Source organism: Skermanella mucosa (assembly GCF_016765655.2).
Lineage (GTDB): Bacteria > Pseudomonadota > Alphaproteobacteria > Azospirillales > Azospirillaceae > Skermanella > Skermanella mucosa.
Window position 1 is genome coordinate 239,803 of record NZ_CP086106.1, and the last position, 15,494, is coordinate 255,296.

Below are 15,494 nucleotides of genomic sequence, written 5' to 3' on the forward strand. Positions count from 1 at the left end.
AAAGAGGAAACGTGATGACTTCCCAGGACCTGTGCGATCTCGACGCCGTCACCCTCCGGCGGATGATCGGACGCAAGGAGATCTCCCCGCGCGAGTTGGTGGATGCCTGCATCCGCCGAGTCGAGGCCGTGGACCCCACCGTCAACGCCCTGGTCAGCCGCTGCTTCGACCGGGCGCGCATGGAGGCCGCCGAGGCCGAGGCGGCCGTCATGGGCGGCGGCCCGCTGGGACCGTTGCACGGGCTGCCGATCGGCATCAAGGACCTGAGCGACACCGGCGGCGTGCGCACCACCTACGGTTCCCAGCTCTATGCCGACCATGTCCCGGCCGAGGACGAGCGGGTCGTCGCCGCGGTGCGCCGGGCCGGCGCCATCGTGCTGGGCAAGACCAACACGCCGGAATTCGGCACCGGCGCCAATACCCGGAACGCCGTGTTCGGGGCGACCCGCAACCCCTTCGATCCCGCCCGCACCTGCGGCGGCTCGTCCGGCGGTTCCGCGGTGGCGCTGGCCTGCGGCATGGTCCCGCTCGCCACCGGCTCGGACCATGGCGGCAGCCTGCGCACGCCGGCCGCCTTCTGCGGCGTCACCGGCTACCGCCCCTCGCCCGGCATGGTTCCCAGCGATCGCCGGGGCATCGCCTGGTCGCCGTCCTCGGTGGACGGCCCCATGGGCAGGACCGTCGCCGACGCCGCCCTGCTGATGTCGGCCATGGCCGGCACCGACCCGCGCGATCCGCTGCCCGGCTGCGCCGACCCCTCGGCCTTCCTGAACCTGCCGGAGGTGGACACGGCGTCGCTTCGCGTCGCGGTGTCGGAGGACCTGGGCTTCGCGCCGGTGGACGACGGCATCCGCGCCACCTTCCGGGCCGCGGTCGGACGGATGTCCGGCGCGTTCGGCAGCGTGGCGGAGGAGGGGCCGGACCTCGCCGGGATCGACACCGTGTTCGAGATCCTGCGCTCGGTCATCTTCGTCGGGTCCCACCGGGAGAAGTTCGAGAAGCACCGCGACGCCCTGGCCCCGAACGTGGTCGCCAACATGGAATCGGCCCTCAAGCTCGACATCCGGGACATCGCCTGGGCCATGTCCGAGCAGACCCGGTACTTCAGCCGGTTCGTCACCTTCATGGAAGGGGTCGACGTGCTGATCTGCCCCGCCGTGGCGGTCCCGCCCTTCCCGGTCGAGCAGTGGTACCCGGAGACGATCAACGGGGCGCCGACCCGGAATTACATGCACTGGCTCGCCATCACCTATGGATTGACCGTGCTGAGCCATCCGATCGTCGTGGTCCCGTGCGGGCTGGACGCGACCGGAACGCCGTTCGGCATCCAGATTTGCGGCCGCTACGGCGCCGACCGCGCGGTGCTGGGCGTCGCCCGGGCGATCGAGCGGCTGCTGGCCGGAATTCCCGGGCTGGAGCGGCCGGTGCCGGGCTTGGCAAAGACCCCATAGCTCCGTATGGTTCCTGCGGCCCCCACGCCTTTGGCCTGAAGCCGCAAGGAGAACGCCATGACGGAAGAGACCCGCGTCGCCCTGGTGACAGGAGCCAGCCGGGGGATCGGCAAGGCCATCGCCACCGCGCTGGCCGAAGCCGGCTTCGACCTGCTGATCACCTCCAGGACGGCGACCGCGCTGGAGACCCTGGCGAGCCATCTCGCCCGCGAGACCGGGCAGCGGATCGAGATCCTGCACGGCGACCTGCGCGAGCCCGACCTTGCCGAGACGCTGGTCGAAACCGCGGTCGACCTGTTCGGCCGGCTCGACCTGCTGGTCAACAACGCCGGGGCGACCAAGCGCGGGCCGTTCCTGGACCTCGCCGAGGACGACTGGCAGGACGGCTTCGCGCTGAAATTCTTCGGCGCGGTCCGGCTGTCGCGGGCGTCCTGGCCGCACCTGAAGCGGACCGGCGGGCAGGTGATCAACATCATCGGCTCGGGCGGGCGGACCCCGACGGCCGAGTTCACCATCGGCGGCTCGGTCAATGCCGGCCTGATGAACTTCACCAAGGCGCTGGCCGACCTGGGTCTCGCCGATGGCGTCCGGGTCAACGGCATCAATCCCGGACCGATCCGGACCGAGCGGCTGGAAACCCGCATCCGCCAGTTCGCCCAGTCCCAGGGCATCGACACGGAGGAAGCGGCGAGCCGGATGGTGCAGGCCCAGAAGGTCATGCGGTTCGGCGAGCCGGACGAGATCGCCTCGGTCGTGGAGTTCCTGGCCGGGGAGGGCGGCGAGTTCATCCACGGCGCCCTGATCGACGTGGACGGCGGCTCGACCAAGGGCCTCTGAGCCGGCCAGGAGGGTGCCATGAGGGACCGGCGGGGTGAGCCCCTTTCGACGGACGACCCCGCGGCGGTGGAGCGGCTCGACGCGGCGGTAACCCTGATGAACGGCTACTTCACCGACCCGCTGGCGGTGATCGACCGGGCGCTGGAGGAGCGCCCCGATTTCGTCATGGGTCACTGCTTCCGCGCCGGGCTGCTGCTGATCGCGGCGCAGAAGTCGGTCGGGCCGGAACTGCGCCGCAGCGTCGAGGCGGCGGAGGCGCTGGCGGGAACGGCCAACGACAGGGAGCGCGGCCACATCGCCGCGGCGCGGGCTTGGCTGGACGGCGACTTCCACCGCACGCCCGAACTCTACGGGCGCGTGCTGGAGGATCATCCCGGCGACCTGGCCGCCCTCCAGTTCGCCCATCAGTGCGATTTCTTCGTCGGCAATGCGGCGGCGCTCCGCGACCGGCCGGCCGGGGTGCTGGCGCAATGCGACCGGGATCTGCCCGGCCACGGCTTCGTGCTGGGCATGCACGCCTTCGGGCTGGAGGAGAACGGCGACTTCGCCGCGGCGGAAGAGGCGGGGCGCCGGGCGGTCGAACTGATCCCGCGCAATCCCTGGGCGATCCACGCCGTCGCCCACGTGATGGAGATGCAGGGCCGATCGGACGAGGGCATCGCCTGGATGGCGGACCGAGAGGCCGATTGGGCGCCGGACAACCTGCTGGCGGTCCATAACTGGTGGCATCTGGCGCTGCACCATCTCGACCGCTGCGAGACCGCGGCCGTGCTGGACATCTACGACCGCCATGTCCGGCCGCGGCCGGAGGCGATCGGGCTGGAACTGTCCGACGCCACGGCGCTGCTGTGGCGGCTGCACCTGGCCGGCATCGACGCCGGCGACCGCTGGCGCGAGGTCGCCGACGGTTGGGAGCCCATGGCCGGCGACGGCTACTACGCCTTCAACGACATGCACGCGATGATGGCCTTCGTCGCGGCCGGACGGGATGCTGCCGCGAGCCGGCTGGCCGCGACCCTGTCGGCGCGGGTGGCGGGAACCGGCACCAACGCCGCGATGACGCGGGAGGTCGGCCTGCCGGCGTGCCTGGCACTGCTGGCGTTCGGCCGGGGCGATTACGCCGCCGCGACGGACCTGCTGCTGCCCCTGCCGGCGATCTCCCGCCGCTTCGGCGGCAGCGACGCCCAGCGCGACGTCATAGCCTTGACCCTGCTGGAGGCGGCGCAGCGGGCCTGCCGGACGGAGACCGCACGAGACTTGGCGGCGCGGCGGATCGAACTGAAGCCCCGCAGCCGGTTCAACCGCCTGCTTACGGAAAAACGCCTGAACCTTGGGTGAGCAAGCCCGTTCCCCGGAGGATCGGACACACAGGACCTTTCCCATGCTCGCGGCCTTCCTGCTTTTCTGCGGCCTGTTCGGCGCCTCCGCGGCCTTCGCCCAGGAGGCCGGGGGCTTCCTGTCCGAGTCCCGCAGCACGGTCGTCCATCTGGCGGAACTGGTCACGAGCGCGATCGAGGCGGTCGGGATCGCCGTGATCGTTCTGGGGGCGACCATCGCCACGGCGCTTTTCCTGCGGGACGGCTTCGGTGCCGCCGGCTGGGACGATTCCTACGAGCGGTACCGGGCCAATCTCGGCCGCGGCATCCTGATCGGGCTGGAGCTTCTGGTCGCCGCCGACATCATCGCCACGGTCGCGGCCCCTCTGGACTTCAACACCGTCGGCGCCCTCGGAGTGATCGTCCTGATCCGGACCTTCCTCAGCTTCTCCCTGGAAGTCGAGATCAAGGGCCACTGGCCCTGGCAGGAAAGCCGGATCAAGAAGCAGGGAACCGATCCGGGCGGCAAAGCGGGAACGTCGCAAATGTGATTCAAGTTCTTGCCACAGATTACAGCGATGGACAAAGATGCGGCCTGGATGATCTGAGTGTATCGCCGTAATCTGTGGCCAATTCTTTTTCTTCCGGTTCAGAATCGTCCGGGGCAAGTATTATTATCTATCCACAGATGCACGCAGATGGACACAGATAAGATATTGATAAGTATCTGTGTCCATCTGCGTGCATCTGTGGCTAATTTCTCTTCTTCCCGCCCCAAAGTCGTCTATGGCAGGCCGAACCGGGCGATGATCCGGAACGGGGCGTCGCGGGTGTCCTGCTTGAACACGGACAGGGCGTCGATCTCCAGCGGGTCCCGGGTGAAGGGCGCCACCGCCGGTTCCAGCAGGGTCCTGGCGGCGGCCCTGGCATCGTCGTCCAGGCTGCCGGTCAGGGTCATGTGGAAGCGGAATTCCTCGAAGACATAAGGATAGCCCCAGCGCCGGAGATGCTCGTCCTGGCGCGGCGTCAGCCCGTGGGCGCGGCGCTTTTCCAGGTCGGACGCCGACTGGGGCGCTCTGAACGGGTCAAAGAATCGCACGCAGTCGGCGGCGAACGCGTCGAGATCCCCGGATGGGGCCGAGGGGATCAGGGCGAGGAATCGGCCCAGTTCCGCCAAGCGGAGGGAAGGCACGGTGAAACGCGGGTGATCCGCTACGAAGGTCTCGGCCGCCGCCAGCAGTTCCGCTTCGTCCCGGCCCGGCGCCAGCGCCATGGGAGGCTTCAGGGTAGCGTGGAACCCGTAACGGCGCGGATCGGCGGTCCAGTCCGGATGCACGCCGTCCGGGGGATCGAGGGTTTCGCCCGTCGCCGCGTCGCGGCCGAGCCAGCGGCCGGCGAATTTCCACAGGGCGCTGTCCGGGGGCGGGGCGAAATAGAGGGCGTAGCGGGCGGTCATGGGACGGCTTCTTCGGGAACGCGGGTAGCATATGCTATCGCCTTCAGCAGTCCCGGCGCCAGCCGCACGGCACCGGCGGCGAGACCCTGGAGCGCCGGGCGGCGGATCGCCTGCGCCAGCAGCGTGGCGGTGCGGATCTGCCCGGCGAAAGCCGACCCGTCCAGCGCCGGCTGCCCGTCGATCACCCGGCCGGCTGCCAGGAAGGCCGAGTGGAGGGCGATCGCCATGCCGTCGCCGCAGAAGGACGGGATCACCGCGAGCTGGTCGCCCAGCCGGTGCAGCCGCCGCGACGGGATGCCGGCCCGATGCACGAAGCCGTAGGGAATGCCATAGATCGACAGGGGCCGTTCCCAGCACGCCGTGGCGCCGGCCAGCCGGTCCGCGAAGGCGGGAGACTCCTCGCGAAGATGGTCCAGCAGGGTCTCCCACCGCCGCCCGACCCGGTCATGGACAGGCTTGGCGGCCACCAGGCACAGGTTGGCCCTTCCGTTCGCCGCCGGCTGCAACCCGGCATAGCCGCCGGGGAATAGCAGCACTTCCACATGGCCGGCGAGGCGCGCCGCCTGTTCCGGCGCCAGCGTCAGATACTGCTTGAACCCGATCAGGTCGTTGATGGAGCCGGGGGGCCGGCGGTGGCCGCGCAGGTCGTGCTTGCCGGTCGCCAGCAGCGCCGCGCGGGCGGCGACCGGCCCGTCCGCCTGGAGCGTGACGCGATCCTCGCCTTCGGCCAGGGAGCGGACCGTCACGCCGCGCCGGATCTCGGCGCCCCTATCCGCAGCCGCCCGGAGAAGCGCCTCGTCCATAACCTCGCGCGACAGGCTGAAGGCGGGGAAGGGCAGGCGGGTGGTGGTTTCCGACCGCCCTCGGACCAGTCGGACGGAATGGATCGGCAGCGCGCCGAGGTGGTGCAGGTCCAGCCCCAGCTTCCTCAGATACCCGGCGGCCTCGACGCTGACGAACTCGCCGCAGACCTTGTGGTGCGGGCCGGTCTCGCGCTCGAACAGCACGGCGGAGCGCCCGGCCTTCGCCAGCAGGCAGGCCGCCGCGGCGCCGGCGGGTCCGCCGCCGACGATCACGGCGTCATGGATCGCGGAGTTCATTTGATCCGGCCGACGCCGTAGCGGAACGGCGTGAACCACTCGATCGAGACGTCTCCCGGCGCGAATCCCGCCTCGGTGATCACGCGCTCCCAGTCGGCCCGGGTGAAGGCCCGCGCCACCGAAAGCGGGGCGTCGTGGACCACCAGACGGTTGACCGGCAGCGTGGCGACCATCGCGCGGGCGAAGGCGTGGGAGATCGCGTGGCGGTGCAGGTCGTTGCTGAACCAGCCGAGACCGGCGCGGCCCTCCATCCATCGCAGGAAGCGGACCAGGGATTCGTCCTCCAGGTGATGGGTGAACAGCGCGCTGATCACCACGTCGGTCCGGTTGTCCTCGGGCAGGTCGAACAGATCGCCGACCCGATAATCGATCCCGGCGTCCGGCGGGGTCGCCAGACCGGCCGCCCGGGCGGACCAGGGGTTCAGGTCAACCCCGGACAGCTCGACCTCGACGCCGCGCCGGCCGGCCCAGCGGTGGATTTCCCGCAGCATGTCGCCATAGCCGAAGCCCACGTCCAGGATGCGCAGCCTGCGCCGCCCCGTCCGCTTCACCACCCGGTCGAGCCACGACAGGGTCGGGCGGTACGCCAGGGTACACAGGTTGATCCGGCGCAGGTCGCGCAGGCAGTGCTGGAACTCCTCGAAGCCGACCTCCTCCGTGTCCATCAGTTCCGGCCGGGTGCTCCGCCGGGACAGGTCGGTGGCCGCGGTCATGCCGCGGCGAGGCGGAACAGCATGCTTTCCGCCGTCAGCCCCGGCCCGAAGGCCATGGCGCAGCCCAGCCCGTTGCCGCCCATGCCGGTGTCGCGGAAGCGGTCGAGCATGCGCTTCAGCACGAACATGACCGTCGCCGACGACATGTTGCCGTAGTCGCGCAGGATCGCGCGCGAGTCGGCGAGCTGGTCGCCCTTTCCCTCTATGGCCCCGGCGACCGCGTCCAGGATCGAGCGTCCGCCAGGATGGACCGCCCACAGCTCCACGTCGGACGGGCTGCGGCCCTGGAGGATCGACGGCAATGCGTCGGGAAGCCCCTGCCCGATGGTGCCGGGGACGGTCCCGGCCAGCCGCATGTCGAAGCCATGGCGGCCGATATGCCAGGTGATCTGGTCGGCGCTGCCGGGGATCACGGTGGCCCGGAACCCCTGAAGCTCGATCCCGTCCGGCTCGGCGCTGACCAGACAGGCGGAGCAGCCGTCGGCGAAGATCAGGAAGCTCAGCACCTCCTCGATATCCGCGGTTTCCTGGAGATGCAGGGTGCAGAGCTCCAGGTTCACGATCGCGACCTTCGAGGCGGGTTCCGACCGGACGATGTGCCGCGCCGCCTTCAGCGCGTTCATGGCGGCGTAGCAGCCCATGAAGCCGATGATGGTCCGCTCCACCGACGGGTCCAGGCCGAAGTGCCGCGCCAGCTCCAGGTCCAGTCCGGGGGCGTAGAAGCCGGTGCAGGAAGTGACGATCAGGTGGGTGATCCCGTCGCGGTGCCGCTCGATCCCGGCGGCTTCCAGGCTGGCGGTGGCAAGGCCGAGCGCGTGGCCCTCGTAGAACTTCATCCGGGTGGCGGTGTCGGGAAAGGCGCCGCGGGTGAAGAAGCCGCCGGTGTCCAGGACCTCCGGGTCGGGGTCCGGCTCGAAGAAGGAATAGCGGTGCTCGATCTGGCACCGCTCCGCCATGCGGCGGAACAGCTTGCGCAGGCGCTCGTCGGTCAGCAGGGCCGGGGCGTAGCTGACGAACTTGTCGTGGACGTCATGGGTTGGAACCGCGGTTCCGATCGCGTTGATGTAGGCGGCGGTAGGCATCCGGGGCTCCGGTCATACGGTCTTTGCAGCTGCAACAGTCGGGCGGCCCGATCATCATGACTCGCCCGTGGGATAGGCACGCCCGCGCCAGGTGGAGGGCCGGCCGCGCAGCGAGGTCCACAGGGCCGACCACTGGATCGCCAGCATGATCGCGACGCCGACGGGGTGCAGGAAGGCGCTGGCGATGCTCTGCTCGAAGCGGAACGCCAGGGCCAGCCGGGTGCCGAGCGCCACGGCGATACCGACGCAGGCCGGGAACAGCGCTTCGGGCGGCCCGCCGAGGAGGAGCAGGAACGGCAGGATATGGCCGCCGGCCAGCAGGGCGGTCCAGACCGGCAGACCGACGGGGGTCGCCATCCCCTCGGTCGCGTTCTTGGTGAAGCCCTGCCAGACCTCGGTCCCGCTGCGGTACATGCGGCAGGTGGCGACGTCGTCGGCGTCGAACAGCTCGGTATGGATGCCGGCGCGGCGGAAGGCGCGCGGCAGCTTGATCCCGTCGTGCAGCGACTGCTTGATCTCGGCATGGCCGCCGGCGCGGGCATAGGCGTCGGCGCGGGCGATGAAGAGCTGGCCGCATCCGGCCCCCAGCCCCGGCGCCCCGGACAGCCGCATCCCGACGAAGGGCAGGTAGCCCAGCAGCAGGAAATGGATCATCGGGATGACCAGCCGCTCCGGCCATGTCCCGGTTTCCTGGCGCGGAAAGCCGCTGGCCAGGCCGGTCGCCGGGTGCTTCGCCATGAAGGCCGCCATGCGGGCAAGGCCGTCGGGCGCCAGCCTCACGTCGGCATCGACGAAGACCAGCAACGGATATCGGGCCAGCTTCGCCAGATGCCAGCAGGCATGCTGCTTGCCCGACCATCCCGGGGGAAGGGCGGGGGCCTGCTCGACCCGCACCCGCGGATCGCCGATCGCGCGCACCACGTCGGCCGTGCCGTCGGTGGAGTGGTCGTCCAGCACGACCACCTCCAGGTCCAGCCCGCCGTTCGCCAGCGCCGCCCGGACGGAAGCCTCGATCTTGTCCGCCTCGTTGCGGGCCGGGATCAGCACGGAAACGCCGGGCCACCCTCCGGCCGGCGCCTGGCCGGACTTCGGCGGCGGGCGGTAGAGCAGCAGGTTCCACACCGTCATCACGGCCGGAATCATGGCGAGCCAGGCGCAGACCCAGGCGAAATTCTCCATCACGGGTGATCCCTGCCGTGTTCGGGGTGGAAGCGTTCGCCGCGGGCCAGCGCCTTGGCGCGGCGCCACAGGTCGTAGACGCCGCCGACGCCGGCGGCGCCGCGCATCAGCGGCTCGAATCGGGCGGGGTCGCGGGTCATGGAGTCGGCGGCGAGGGCGTCCATGGTTTCGGCCAGCGTCGCTTCAAGCCGGGTCTGCCATTCCTCGACCGTGCCGCCGCCGCTCCGCATCACCGGCCCGAAGCGGCATAGCGCCTCGGGCGTGCGCTCGTCCCAGAACGGATATTCCAGCGCCAGCGGGACGACCGAGGCACCCTCGACCCGGCGCGCCAGATGGGCGATGCCGGGGCGCAGGGAGACCGGCCGGACCCGGGCATCGGTGAAGTTCCCCTCCGCCGTGATCCACAGCATGGTGCGGGGATCGTCCAGCAGCCCGGTGCAGACCTTCAGGAAGGTCGCGGCACCGCGCGGCGTGCCCGGCTCGATCCCGAACAATCCGATCCGGCGCATGAAGCCGTACTGCTCCAGCGCCTTCGCCTCCATCGGGCCGTAGCCGAAGCGTTCGGGGAAGCGCAGCGTCGCCAGCACCATGAACATCGCGGGGTCCCACCACGAGGGATGGTTGGAACAGACGATCACGGGCCGGTCGGGGGGAAGGTCGGGAAGCGTGCCGCGCGCCAGCCGCACGCCGTGGAAGCGGCGCGCGACGTAGCGGCACATGTAGGGGCCGAACAGCCGGACGATGCGGGGCGACCGTGATGACCGCACCGCCTCGGCCGGCGTCATGCCACGCTGGCCGTCGGCCGGGGAGCCGTCTCGAACGTCGCCGGCTGCACGGCGCCGCCCATGTCCTGGTCCAGCGTGTCGGCCGCGATCCAGCCCGACATCATGACCATCGGCATGCCCGGACCCGGATGGGCGGCGCCGCCCGCCAGGTACAGGCCGGCCAACTCGCGGCTCCTGTTGCCCGGCTTGAAGGCGCCGAAGAACCTGCCATGGCTGGCCAGGCCATAGATGGCGCCGTTCAGCACGCGGTAGCGGTCGTGGATGTCCTGGGGCGTCAGCCAGCGCTCGACCTTGATGCGGCTTTCCAGGTCCTTCATCCCGCCGGTCCGCGCCAGCTTGTCCAGGATGACCCGCCGGTAGGCCGGGAGCATCTTCGACCAGTCGTGGTGCGGGCGCAGGTAGGGGGTGTGGACCAGGACATAGAGCGCCTCGCCGCCGGGCGGGGCGACGCCCGGCTCGGTCCGCGCCGGGGCCGCGATGTAGCAGGTCGGGTCCGGCGCCGGCTCGCCCTTGTGGTAGATCCAGTCGAACTCCTCCTCCGCATCGCGGGAGAAGACGAAGTCATGGTGAGCCAGATGCTCGTAGGCGCGGTCGAGCCCCAGATACAGCACGACTCCGGAACAGGCCGGCTCCGGCTTCCGCTTCCGTTCGAAATTGACGCCGACCTCGCCGCCGACCAGCTCGCGGTAGGTCCTGACCGAGTCCATGTTCGACACCACGGCGTCCAGTCCCACGGTCTCGCCCGACGCGGTCTCCACCCCGGTGGCGCGGCCCTGGGACGTGAGGATCTTCCGGATCCCGGTGTTCAGCCGGAACTCGACGCCCAGCTCTCGGGCCAGCTTCTCCAGCGCCATGGGCACGGCGCGGGTGCCGCCCATGGGATACCAGACGCCCCCGTCCGTCTGCATGTGCGCGATGGAGCACAGCACCGCCGGAGCGCCATAGGGCGATGAGCCGACATACTGGACGAAATGGTCCAGCATCTGGGCGATCCGGGCGTCGGGCACATGCTTGCGCACCGTGCCGGCGACGGTGGAGCCCATGCGCAGGCTCAGCACGTCCGACAGGGTGGAGGCGTTGAGGTTGGCCTTGAAGTTCAGGGTGTCCTTGATGTCCTCGACCGACTTCCAGAAGAAGAAGCGGTCCGACACCTCGTGCAGCCGCTTCGAGCGGGCGATGAAGTCGCGGTAGCCCGAGCCGGAATTGCTGCCCGGCGCGTAGCGGTCCAGCTCGGCCGCCATGGTCTCGACGTCCTCGACCAGGTCCAGGACGGAGCCGTCCTCGAAGAAGCAGCGCCATTGCGGGTCGAGCCGCACGAGGTCCAGTTCCTGGTCCAGGTCGCGCCCGGCCTCGGCGAAGATCCGCCGGAGCACGCGCGGCACCGTCAGGATGGTCGGCCCCATGTCGAAGCGGAAGCCGCCCTCCTCCAGCACCGCGGCCTTGCCGCCGGCCCAGGCGTTCGCCTCGAACAGCACGACCTTGTGGCCGCGCGCCGCCAGCGTGCAGGCGGCGGCGAGTCCGCCCAGCCCGCCGCCGATAACGCCGATCCTGCCTTCCGTCCCGCCGCTCATGATGCGCGCTCCTCGATCAGGGCCGACTGGCCGGCCGCCATGCGGGTCCCGGCCTCCCAGTCATGCGACAGCCCGAGCTGGTCGGCCATCAGGCGGCTGGTGATGCGGGCGCTCTCGAAGATCACCGGCAGGCCGCTGCCGGGATGGGTCCCGCCGCCGACGAGATAGACGCCTTCCAGGTCCTCGAAGCGGTTCCGCGGCCGCAGATGGAGCATCTGGTCCAGCGAATGGGCCAGGTTGAAGGTGGCGCCGCGGTAGATCTGCATGTCGTTCTCCCATCCCTCGGGCGTCAGGACTTTCTCGTAGCGGATGCGCTTCTCAATGTCCGTCAGGCCAATCCGTTCCAGGCGCTTCAGCACCAGCGACCGGTAGCGCGCCTTCTCCCGCTGCCAGTCGATCACGCCGGTGCGGTGGGCGACCGGGACAAGCACATAGAGCGTGCTGTGCCCCTTCGGCGCCAGCTCCGGATCGGTGACGCAGGCGTTCTGGACATAGAAGCTGGGTTCGGCCGGAAGTTCGAGCCCGTCCTCGATCTCCTTGATGTTCCGGGCATAGTCCTTGGTCAGGTAGATCGTGTGGTGGGTCAGGTCGGGCAACTCGCCCTCGATCCCGAGATAGAGCATGAAGGTCGAGCAGGAGAATTTCTTGCGCTCGATCTTCTCGTCGGTCCAGCGCCGGCGCAGGTGGTTGGGCACCAGCCGGCTCATGGTCTGGGCGAAGTCGGAATTCAGCACCAGCGCGTCGGCCTTGTACTCGCCGGCGGGGGTGCGGACGCCGACCGCCTTCCGGCCCTCGAACAGGATCTCCTCGACCGGTTCGGACAGGCGGATGCGGACACCCATGTCGGTCGCGGCCCGCGCCATCGCCGCCATCACCGCCCCGGTGCCGCCGCGCGGATGGAACACGCCGAACTCGTATTCCATGAAGGACAGGATGGTGAACAGGCTGGGGCAGCGGAACGGCGACATGCCCAGGTACTTGCTCTGGAACGAGAACGCCAGCCGCACCCGCGGGTCCGAGAAATAGCGGCCCAGGTCGGCATCGACCGACTGGTGCGGCCGCATCAGCGGCAGCGACTTCAGCAGCGCCGGGTCGAGCAGGTCGAGCGCGCTGGAGAACGCCTTCTCCAGAACAGGGCGGAATGCCGCCAGCTTGCGCCGATTGTCGGCCATGAAGCGCGGCAGGTTGGCGGCGTCGGCCGGGCACAGCTTGGCGACCTGTTCCGCCATTGTGGCCGGGTTGCCGGATGCCTTCAGCTCGCCGCCGGATTCGAAAACCAAGTGATACTGCGGGTCGAGCCGGATCAGGTCCACCTCGCGGTCCAGGTCCTTGCCGCAGGCGGCGAAGATGTCCTTGAGGACGCGGGGGTACAGGAAGAAGGTCGGACCCATGTCGAACCGGTAGCCGCCCTCAGCCTCGATGGTGGACGAACGGCCGCCGATCCGGTCGAGCCGCTCAACGACGGTGACGTCGGCTCCCGTCTTGGCCAGCAGCATGGCTGACGCGAGACCGCCCGGTCCCGCACCGACGATCACGATCCGGCGGCTCATGGCGTGTCACCATGGCTTCGCGACACTGGATACGGGGACCCGTTCGGCATTCTGGAATCCGCTCCCTGTTTGTTGAATGAGGCAAGGTTCGACGTATCTGCCCATTTCCAGCCCAGTCAAAGGCGTTTCGCGAGCGAATGGGTAAACTCTTTCGATTGGTTTTAATCGATGGGGAGTTTGGCGAGAGTCCGCCGGAAGGAATGGGGCATAATGGATCGTCATGGCACGACAGAAACTGGATTGATGATTCCCGAAGTCCAGCACCCTCTTGGCATCGCCGAGATTATTCCGGAGGTGCGGTCCGCCCAGGTCGCCTGGGAACGGACCGCCGTGGCCGGCCGGCTGGACGTGGTCGCCCGGCTGCGCCGCCTGATCGCGCGCGATGCCCGCGCCCTGGCCGACGCGGTCGGCGAGCGTCCGGGCCGCGCGCCGGGCGAGACGGCGGCGCTGGAGATCCTGCCGCTGCTCGACGCCTGCCGGTTCCTGGAGCGGGAGGCGGCGGCCCTGCTGGCGCCCCGCAGGCTGGGATCGCGCGGCCGGCCGGCCTGGCTGTTCGGCGTGGCGGCGGAGATCCGGCGCGACCCGCTGGGCGTCGTGCTGGTGATCGCGCCGTCCAACTATCCCCTGTTCCTGCCCGGCGTCCAGATCGTCCAGGCGCTTGCCGCCGGCAACGCCGTCCTGGTCAAGCCCGCGCCCGGCTGCGTCGCTCCGATGGAGGCGCTGCTCGGCCTGCTCGCCGAGGCGGGATTGCCGGACGGCCTGTGTTGTTTGCTGGACGATTCGGTCGAGGGGGGGCGGGAAGCGATCGCCGCGGGGGTGGATAAGGTGGTGCTGACCGGCTCGGTCGCGACCGGCCGGCGCGTGCTGGCCGACCTGGCGGAGCACCTGACGCCGGCGGTGATGGAGCTGTCGGGCAACGACGCCGTCTTCGTGCTTCCCGGCGCCGACCCGGATATGACGGTCCGGGCGCTGGCTTACGGGGTGCGGCTGAACGGCGGAGCCACCTGCATAGCGCCCCGCCGGGTCTTCGCCGCCCGGCAGCTGGCGCTCGACCTGGAGCGCCGGCTGACGCCGCTGCTCGCGGTAGCGCCGCCCGTCGCCGTGCCGGAGCGCATCCGGCAGCAGGTCGCACGCCTCGTGGAGGAGGCGGAGGCCGCTGGCTGCCGCCTGATCGGCCGGCCGTTCCGCGCCACGGAGCCGGAGATGGCACCCCTGCTGGTCGCCGATGCGGTGCCCGAGCTGGGATTGCTGCGCGAGGACATCTTCGCGCCCGTCCTCTCCCTGGTGCCGGTCGCCGACGAGGAGGACGCGCTGGCGGCGGCTTCCCACTGCGGCTACGCCCTGGGAGCGGCGGTCTTCGGCCCGGAGAACCACGCCCTGGCGCTGGCCGGCCGCATCCGCGCCGGGGCGGTGACGGTCAACGACCTGATCGTCCCGACCGCCGATCCCAGGCTGCCGTTCGGCGGACGCGGCGCCAGCGGCTTCGGCACGACGCGCGGGGCGGAAGGGCTGCTGGAAATGACCGCGCTGAAGGCCGTCGCGGTGCGCGGCGGCCGGTTCCGCCCGCACTACGATCCGTTGGGTCCGTCCGACGCGGCCATGATGTTCGACTATATCGAAGCCGCCCACGGCCGCGGCGCGCGGTTGCCGGCGGTGAAGCGGCTGGTGCGGGGTCTTATGGGGCGGGGTTGAATCCCGCTAGCGGCTCGGCGCAGCGTTCTTGATTGATTTATCGTAGGTCGGCCTCGGCCGAAGGCCGACGCCGACAGCGCGGCCGGAGCGTTGAAGCAAAGTGTCGGCGTTCGCCCTGACGAGCGAAGGCCGACCTACCGCACTCCGCTCCGCTGCTGGGGTGAATGCCTGGCTGGTCCCGACACACCCTCCATGGAAATCACTGCGCAGGGCCGTTGAAGCGGGGATCGTTCAGGAAAGGATTGTCGCGGTCGTTGCCGCCGCCCTGACGCTGTTGGGCGGATGGGCCAGGGTTGCGAGGATCGCTGTCGCGCTGGAAGCGGGGATCGTTCAGGAAGGGGTTGTCGCGGTCGTTGCGGTCCATGGTCCGGTTGCGTTCGGCATCCCGGCGCCGTTCGGCGGCCAGCCCCGGGTTGGGTGGAGGGTTGTCGCGCTGGACGCGAGGTTGCGGCATGTAGCGGCTGTCGCGGTCATGGCGATGCCAGTCACGGTCGCGCCGGCCCCAGCGGTCGTGCCGATCCCAGGGGTCTTGCCGGGCATACTGTTGCCGCTCGACGGCCGCCCCCAGTGCTACGCAGGCACGCCGGTTCCCGGCTTGGCAGGCCCAGCGAAGGTCCTGAACCTGGCTTCGGCCGGAGTATCCACCCCGGTCCGAAGAATAGCGTTCGCCGGAGGTCGGCACACAGGACATGACCAGAAGCGACAAGATGACGAGTGCGCTGCGCGCGTTCATGACATTGCCTGAAAATCAGATGCACAATT

At 69.9% G+C, this 15,494-nt stretch carries 14 protein-coding genes; 5 read left to right on the plus strand and 9 right to left on the minus strand.

Translation table 11 applies throughout. The features are described 5' to 3' along the window. The first annotated feature begins 14 nt into the window (after positions 1-14). The 4 genes from JL100_RS01085 to JL100_RS01100 are packed head-to-tail and all read left to right on the plus strand — an operon-like array spanning position 15 to position 4,155. Positions 15-1,451 (plus strand): amidase, encoded by a 1,437-nt coding sequence (locus JL100_RS01085; protein ID WP_202685024.1) that lies wholly within the window; start codon positions 15-17, stop codon positions 1,449-1,451. A gap of 57 nt (positions 1,452-1,508) precedes the next feature. Next, positions 1,509-2,288, plus strand: coding sequence for an SDR family NAD(P)-dependent oxidoreductase (locus JL100_RS01090; RefSeq protein ID WP_202685023.1), 780 nt, complete (start codon positions 1,509-1,511; stop codon positions 2,286-2,288). A gap of 18 nt (positions 2,289-2,306) precedes the next feature. Beyond that, positions 2,307-3,626: a tetratricopeptide repeat protein gene (locus JL100_RS01095; protein ID WP_202685022.1), complete on the plus strand. Its 1,320-nt coding sequence runs from the start codon at positions 2,307-2,309 to the stop codon at positions 3,624-3,626. 43 nt (positions 3,627-3,669) lie between these two features. After that, positions 3,670-4,155 (plus strand): DUF1622 domain-containing protein, encoded by a 486-nt coding sequence (locus JL100_RS01100; protein ID WP_202685021.1) that lies wholly within the window; start codon positions 3,670-3,672, stop codon positions 4,153-4,155. A gap of 233 nt (positions 4,156-4,388) precedes the next feature. Here the strand turns inward: JL100_RS01100 and JL100_RS01105 are convergent, their stop codons facing one another. Genes JL100_RS01105 through crtI form a run of 8 tightly spaced genes read right to left on the minus strand, consistent with a single transcriptional unit; the run spans position 4,389 to position 13,040 of the window. Beyond that, positions 4,389-5,060, minus strand: a complete 672-nt coding sequence (locus tag JL100_RS01105; protein WP_202685020.1) for a DUF1045 domain-containing protein — start codon at positions 5,058-5,060, stop codon at positions 4,389-4,391. Further along, positions 5,057-6,160, minus strand: coding sequence for an NAD(P)/FAD-dependent oxidoreductase (locus JL100_RS01110; protein ID WP_202685019.1), 1,104 nt, complete (start codon positions 6,158-6,160; stop codon positions 5,057-5,059). The genes JL100_RS01105 and JL100_RS01110 overlap by 4 nt, the downstream gene beginning before the upstream one ends. Continuing rightward, positions 6,157-6,873, minus strand: a complete 717-nt coding sequence (locus JL100_RS01115; protein WP_202685018.1) for a methyltransferase domain-containing protein — start codon at positions 6,871-6,873, stop codon at positions 6,157-6,159. The genes JL100_RS01110 and JL100_RS01115 overlap by 4 nt, the downstream gene beginning before the upstream one ends. After that, complete coding sequence (locus tag JL100_RS01120; protein WP_202685017.1) at positions 6,870-7,955, minus strand: type III polyketide synthase; 1,086 nt, start codon at positions 7,953-7,955, stop codon at positions 6,870-6,872. Before JL100_RS01120 ends, JL100_RS01115 begins: the two co-directional genes overlap by 4 nt. 54 nt (positions 7,956-8,009) lie before the next feature. Continuing rightward, entirely contained in the window at positions 8,010-9,134 is a 1,125-nt protein-coding gene (locus JL100_RS01125) for a glycosyltransferase (RefSeq protein WP_202685016.1), read from the minus strand. Continuing rightward, complete coding sequence (locus JL100_RS01130; RefSeq protein ID WP_202685015.1) at positions 9,134-9,919, minus strand: lysophospholipid acyltransferase family protein; 786 nt, start codon at positions 9,917-9,919, stop codon at positions 9,134-9,136. Before JL100_RS01130 ends, JL100_RS01125 begins: the two co-directional genes overlap by 1 nt. After that, positions 9,916-11,490, minus strand: a complete 1,575-nt coding sequence (locus tag JL100_RS01135; protein WP_202685014.1) for a phytoene desaturase family protein — start codon at positions 11,488-11,490, stop codon at positions 9,916-9,918. Before JL100_RS01135 ends, JL100_RS01130 begins: the two co-directional genes overlap by 4 nt. Further along, entirely contained in the window at positions 11,487-13,040 is a 1,554-nt protein-coding gene (gene crtI / locus JL100_RS01140; protein WP_202685013.1) for a phytoene desaturase family protein, read from the minus strand. The genes JL100_RS01135 and crtI overlap by 4 nt, the downstream gene beginning before the upstream one ends. A 243-nt stretch (positions 13,041-13,283) precedes the next feature. Here crtI and JL100_RS01145 point away from each other — a divergent pair, with 243 nt between their 5' ends. Then, positions 13,284-14,732 (plus strand): aldehyde dehydrogenase family protein, encoded by a 1,449-nt coding sequence (locus tag JL100_RS01145; protein ID WP_202685012.1) that lies wholly within the window; start codon positions 13,284-13,286, stop codon positions 14,730-14,732. Between the two features lie 199 nt (positions 14,733-14,931). Here the strand turns inward: JL100_RS01145 and JL100_RS01150 are convergent, their stop codons facing one another. Next, the gene (locus tag JL100_RS01150; protein WP_202685011.1) at positions 14,932-15,465 is read right to left on the minus strand and encodes a hypothetical protein; all 534 of its coding nucleotides are present in this window, start codon (positions 15,463-15,465) and stop codon (positions 14,932-14,934) included. Between the last annotated feature and the right edge of the window lie 29 nt (positions 15,466-15,494).

Excerpts from the sequence above, each read along its gene's own strand:
- JL100_RS01085 (WP_202685024.1), top strand. The coding sequence starts at position 15 with ATGACTTCCCAGGACCTGTGCGATCTCGACGCCGTCACCCTCCGGCGG.
- JL100_RS01090 (WP_202685023.1), top strand. The coding sequence starts at position 1,509 with ATGACGGAAGAGACCCGCGTCGCCCTGGTGACAGGAGCCAGCCGGGGG.
- JL100_RS01095 (WP_202685022.1), top strand. The coding sequence starts at position 2,307 with ATGAGGGACCGGCGGGGTGAGCCCCTTTCGACGGACGACCCCGCGGCG.
- JL100_RS01100 (WP_202685021.1), top strand. The coding sequence starts at position 3,670 with ATGCTCGCGGCCTTCCTGCTTTTCTGCGGCCTGTTCGGCGCCTCCGCG.
- JL100_RS01105 (WP_202685020.1), bottom strand. The coding sequence starts at position 5,060 with ATGACCGCCCGCTACGCCCTCTATTTCGCCCCGCCCCCGGACAGCGCC.
- JL100_RS01110 (WP_202685019.1), bottom strand. The coding sequence starts at position 6,160 with ATGAACTCCGCGATCCATGACGCCGTGATCGTCGGCGGCGGACCCGCC.
- JL100_RS01115 (WP_202685018.1), bottom strand. The coding sequence starts at position 6,873 with ATGACCGCGGCCACCGACCTGTCCCGGCGGAGCACCCGGCCGGAACTG.
- JL100_RS01120 (WP_202685017.1), bottom strand. The coding sequence starts at position 7,955 with ATGCCTACCGCCGCCTACATCAACGCGATCGGAACCGCGGTTCCAACC.
- JL100_RS01125 (WP_202685016.1), bottom strand. The coding sequence starts at position 9,134 with ATGGAGAATTTCGCCTGGGTCTGCGCCTGGCTCGCCATGATTCCGGCC.
- JL100_RS01130 (WP_202685015.1), bottom strand. The coding sequence starts at position 9,919 with ATGACGCCGGCCGAGGCGGTGCGGTCATCACGGTCGCCCCGCATCGTC.
- JL100_RS01135 (WP_202685014.1), bottom strand. The coding sequence starts at position 11,490 with ATGAGCGGCGGGACGGAAGGCAGGATCGGCGTTATCGGCGGCGGGCTG.
- crtI (WP_202685013.1), bottom strand. The coding sequence starts at position 13,040 with ATGAGCCGCCGGATCGTGATCGTCGGTGCGGGACCGGGCGGTCTCGCG.
- JL100_RS01145 (WP_202685012.1), top strand. The coding sequence starts at position 13,284 with ATGATTCCCGAAGTCCAGCACCCTCTTGGCATCGCCGAGATTATTCCG.
- JL100_RS01150 (WP_202685011.1), bottom strand. The coding sequence starts at position 15,465 with ATGAACGCGCGCAGCGCACTCGTCATCTTGTCGCTTCTGGTCATGTCC.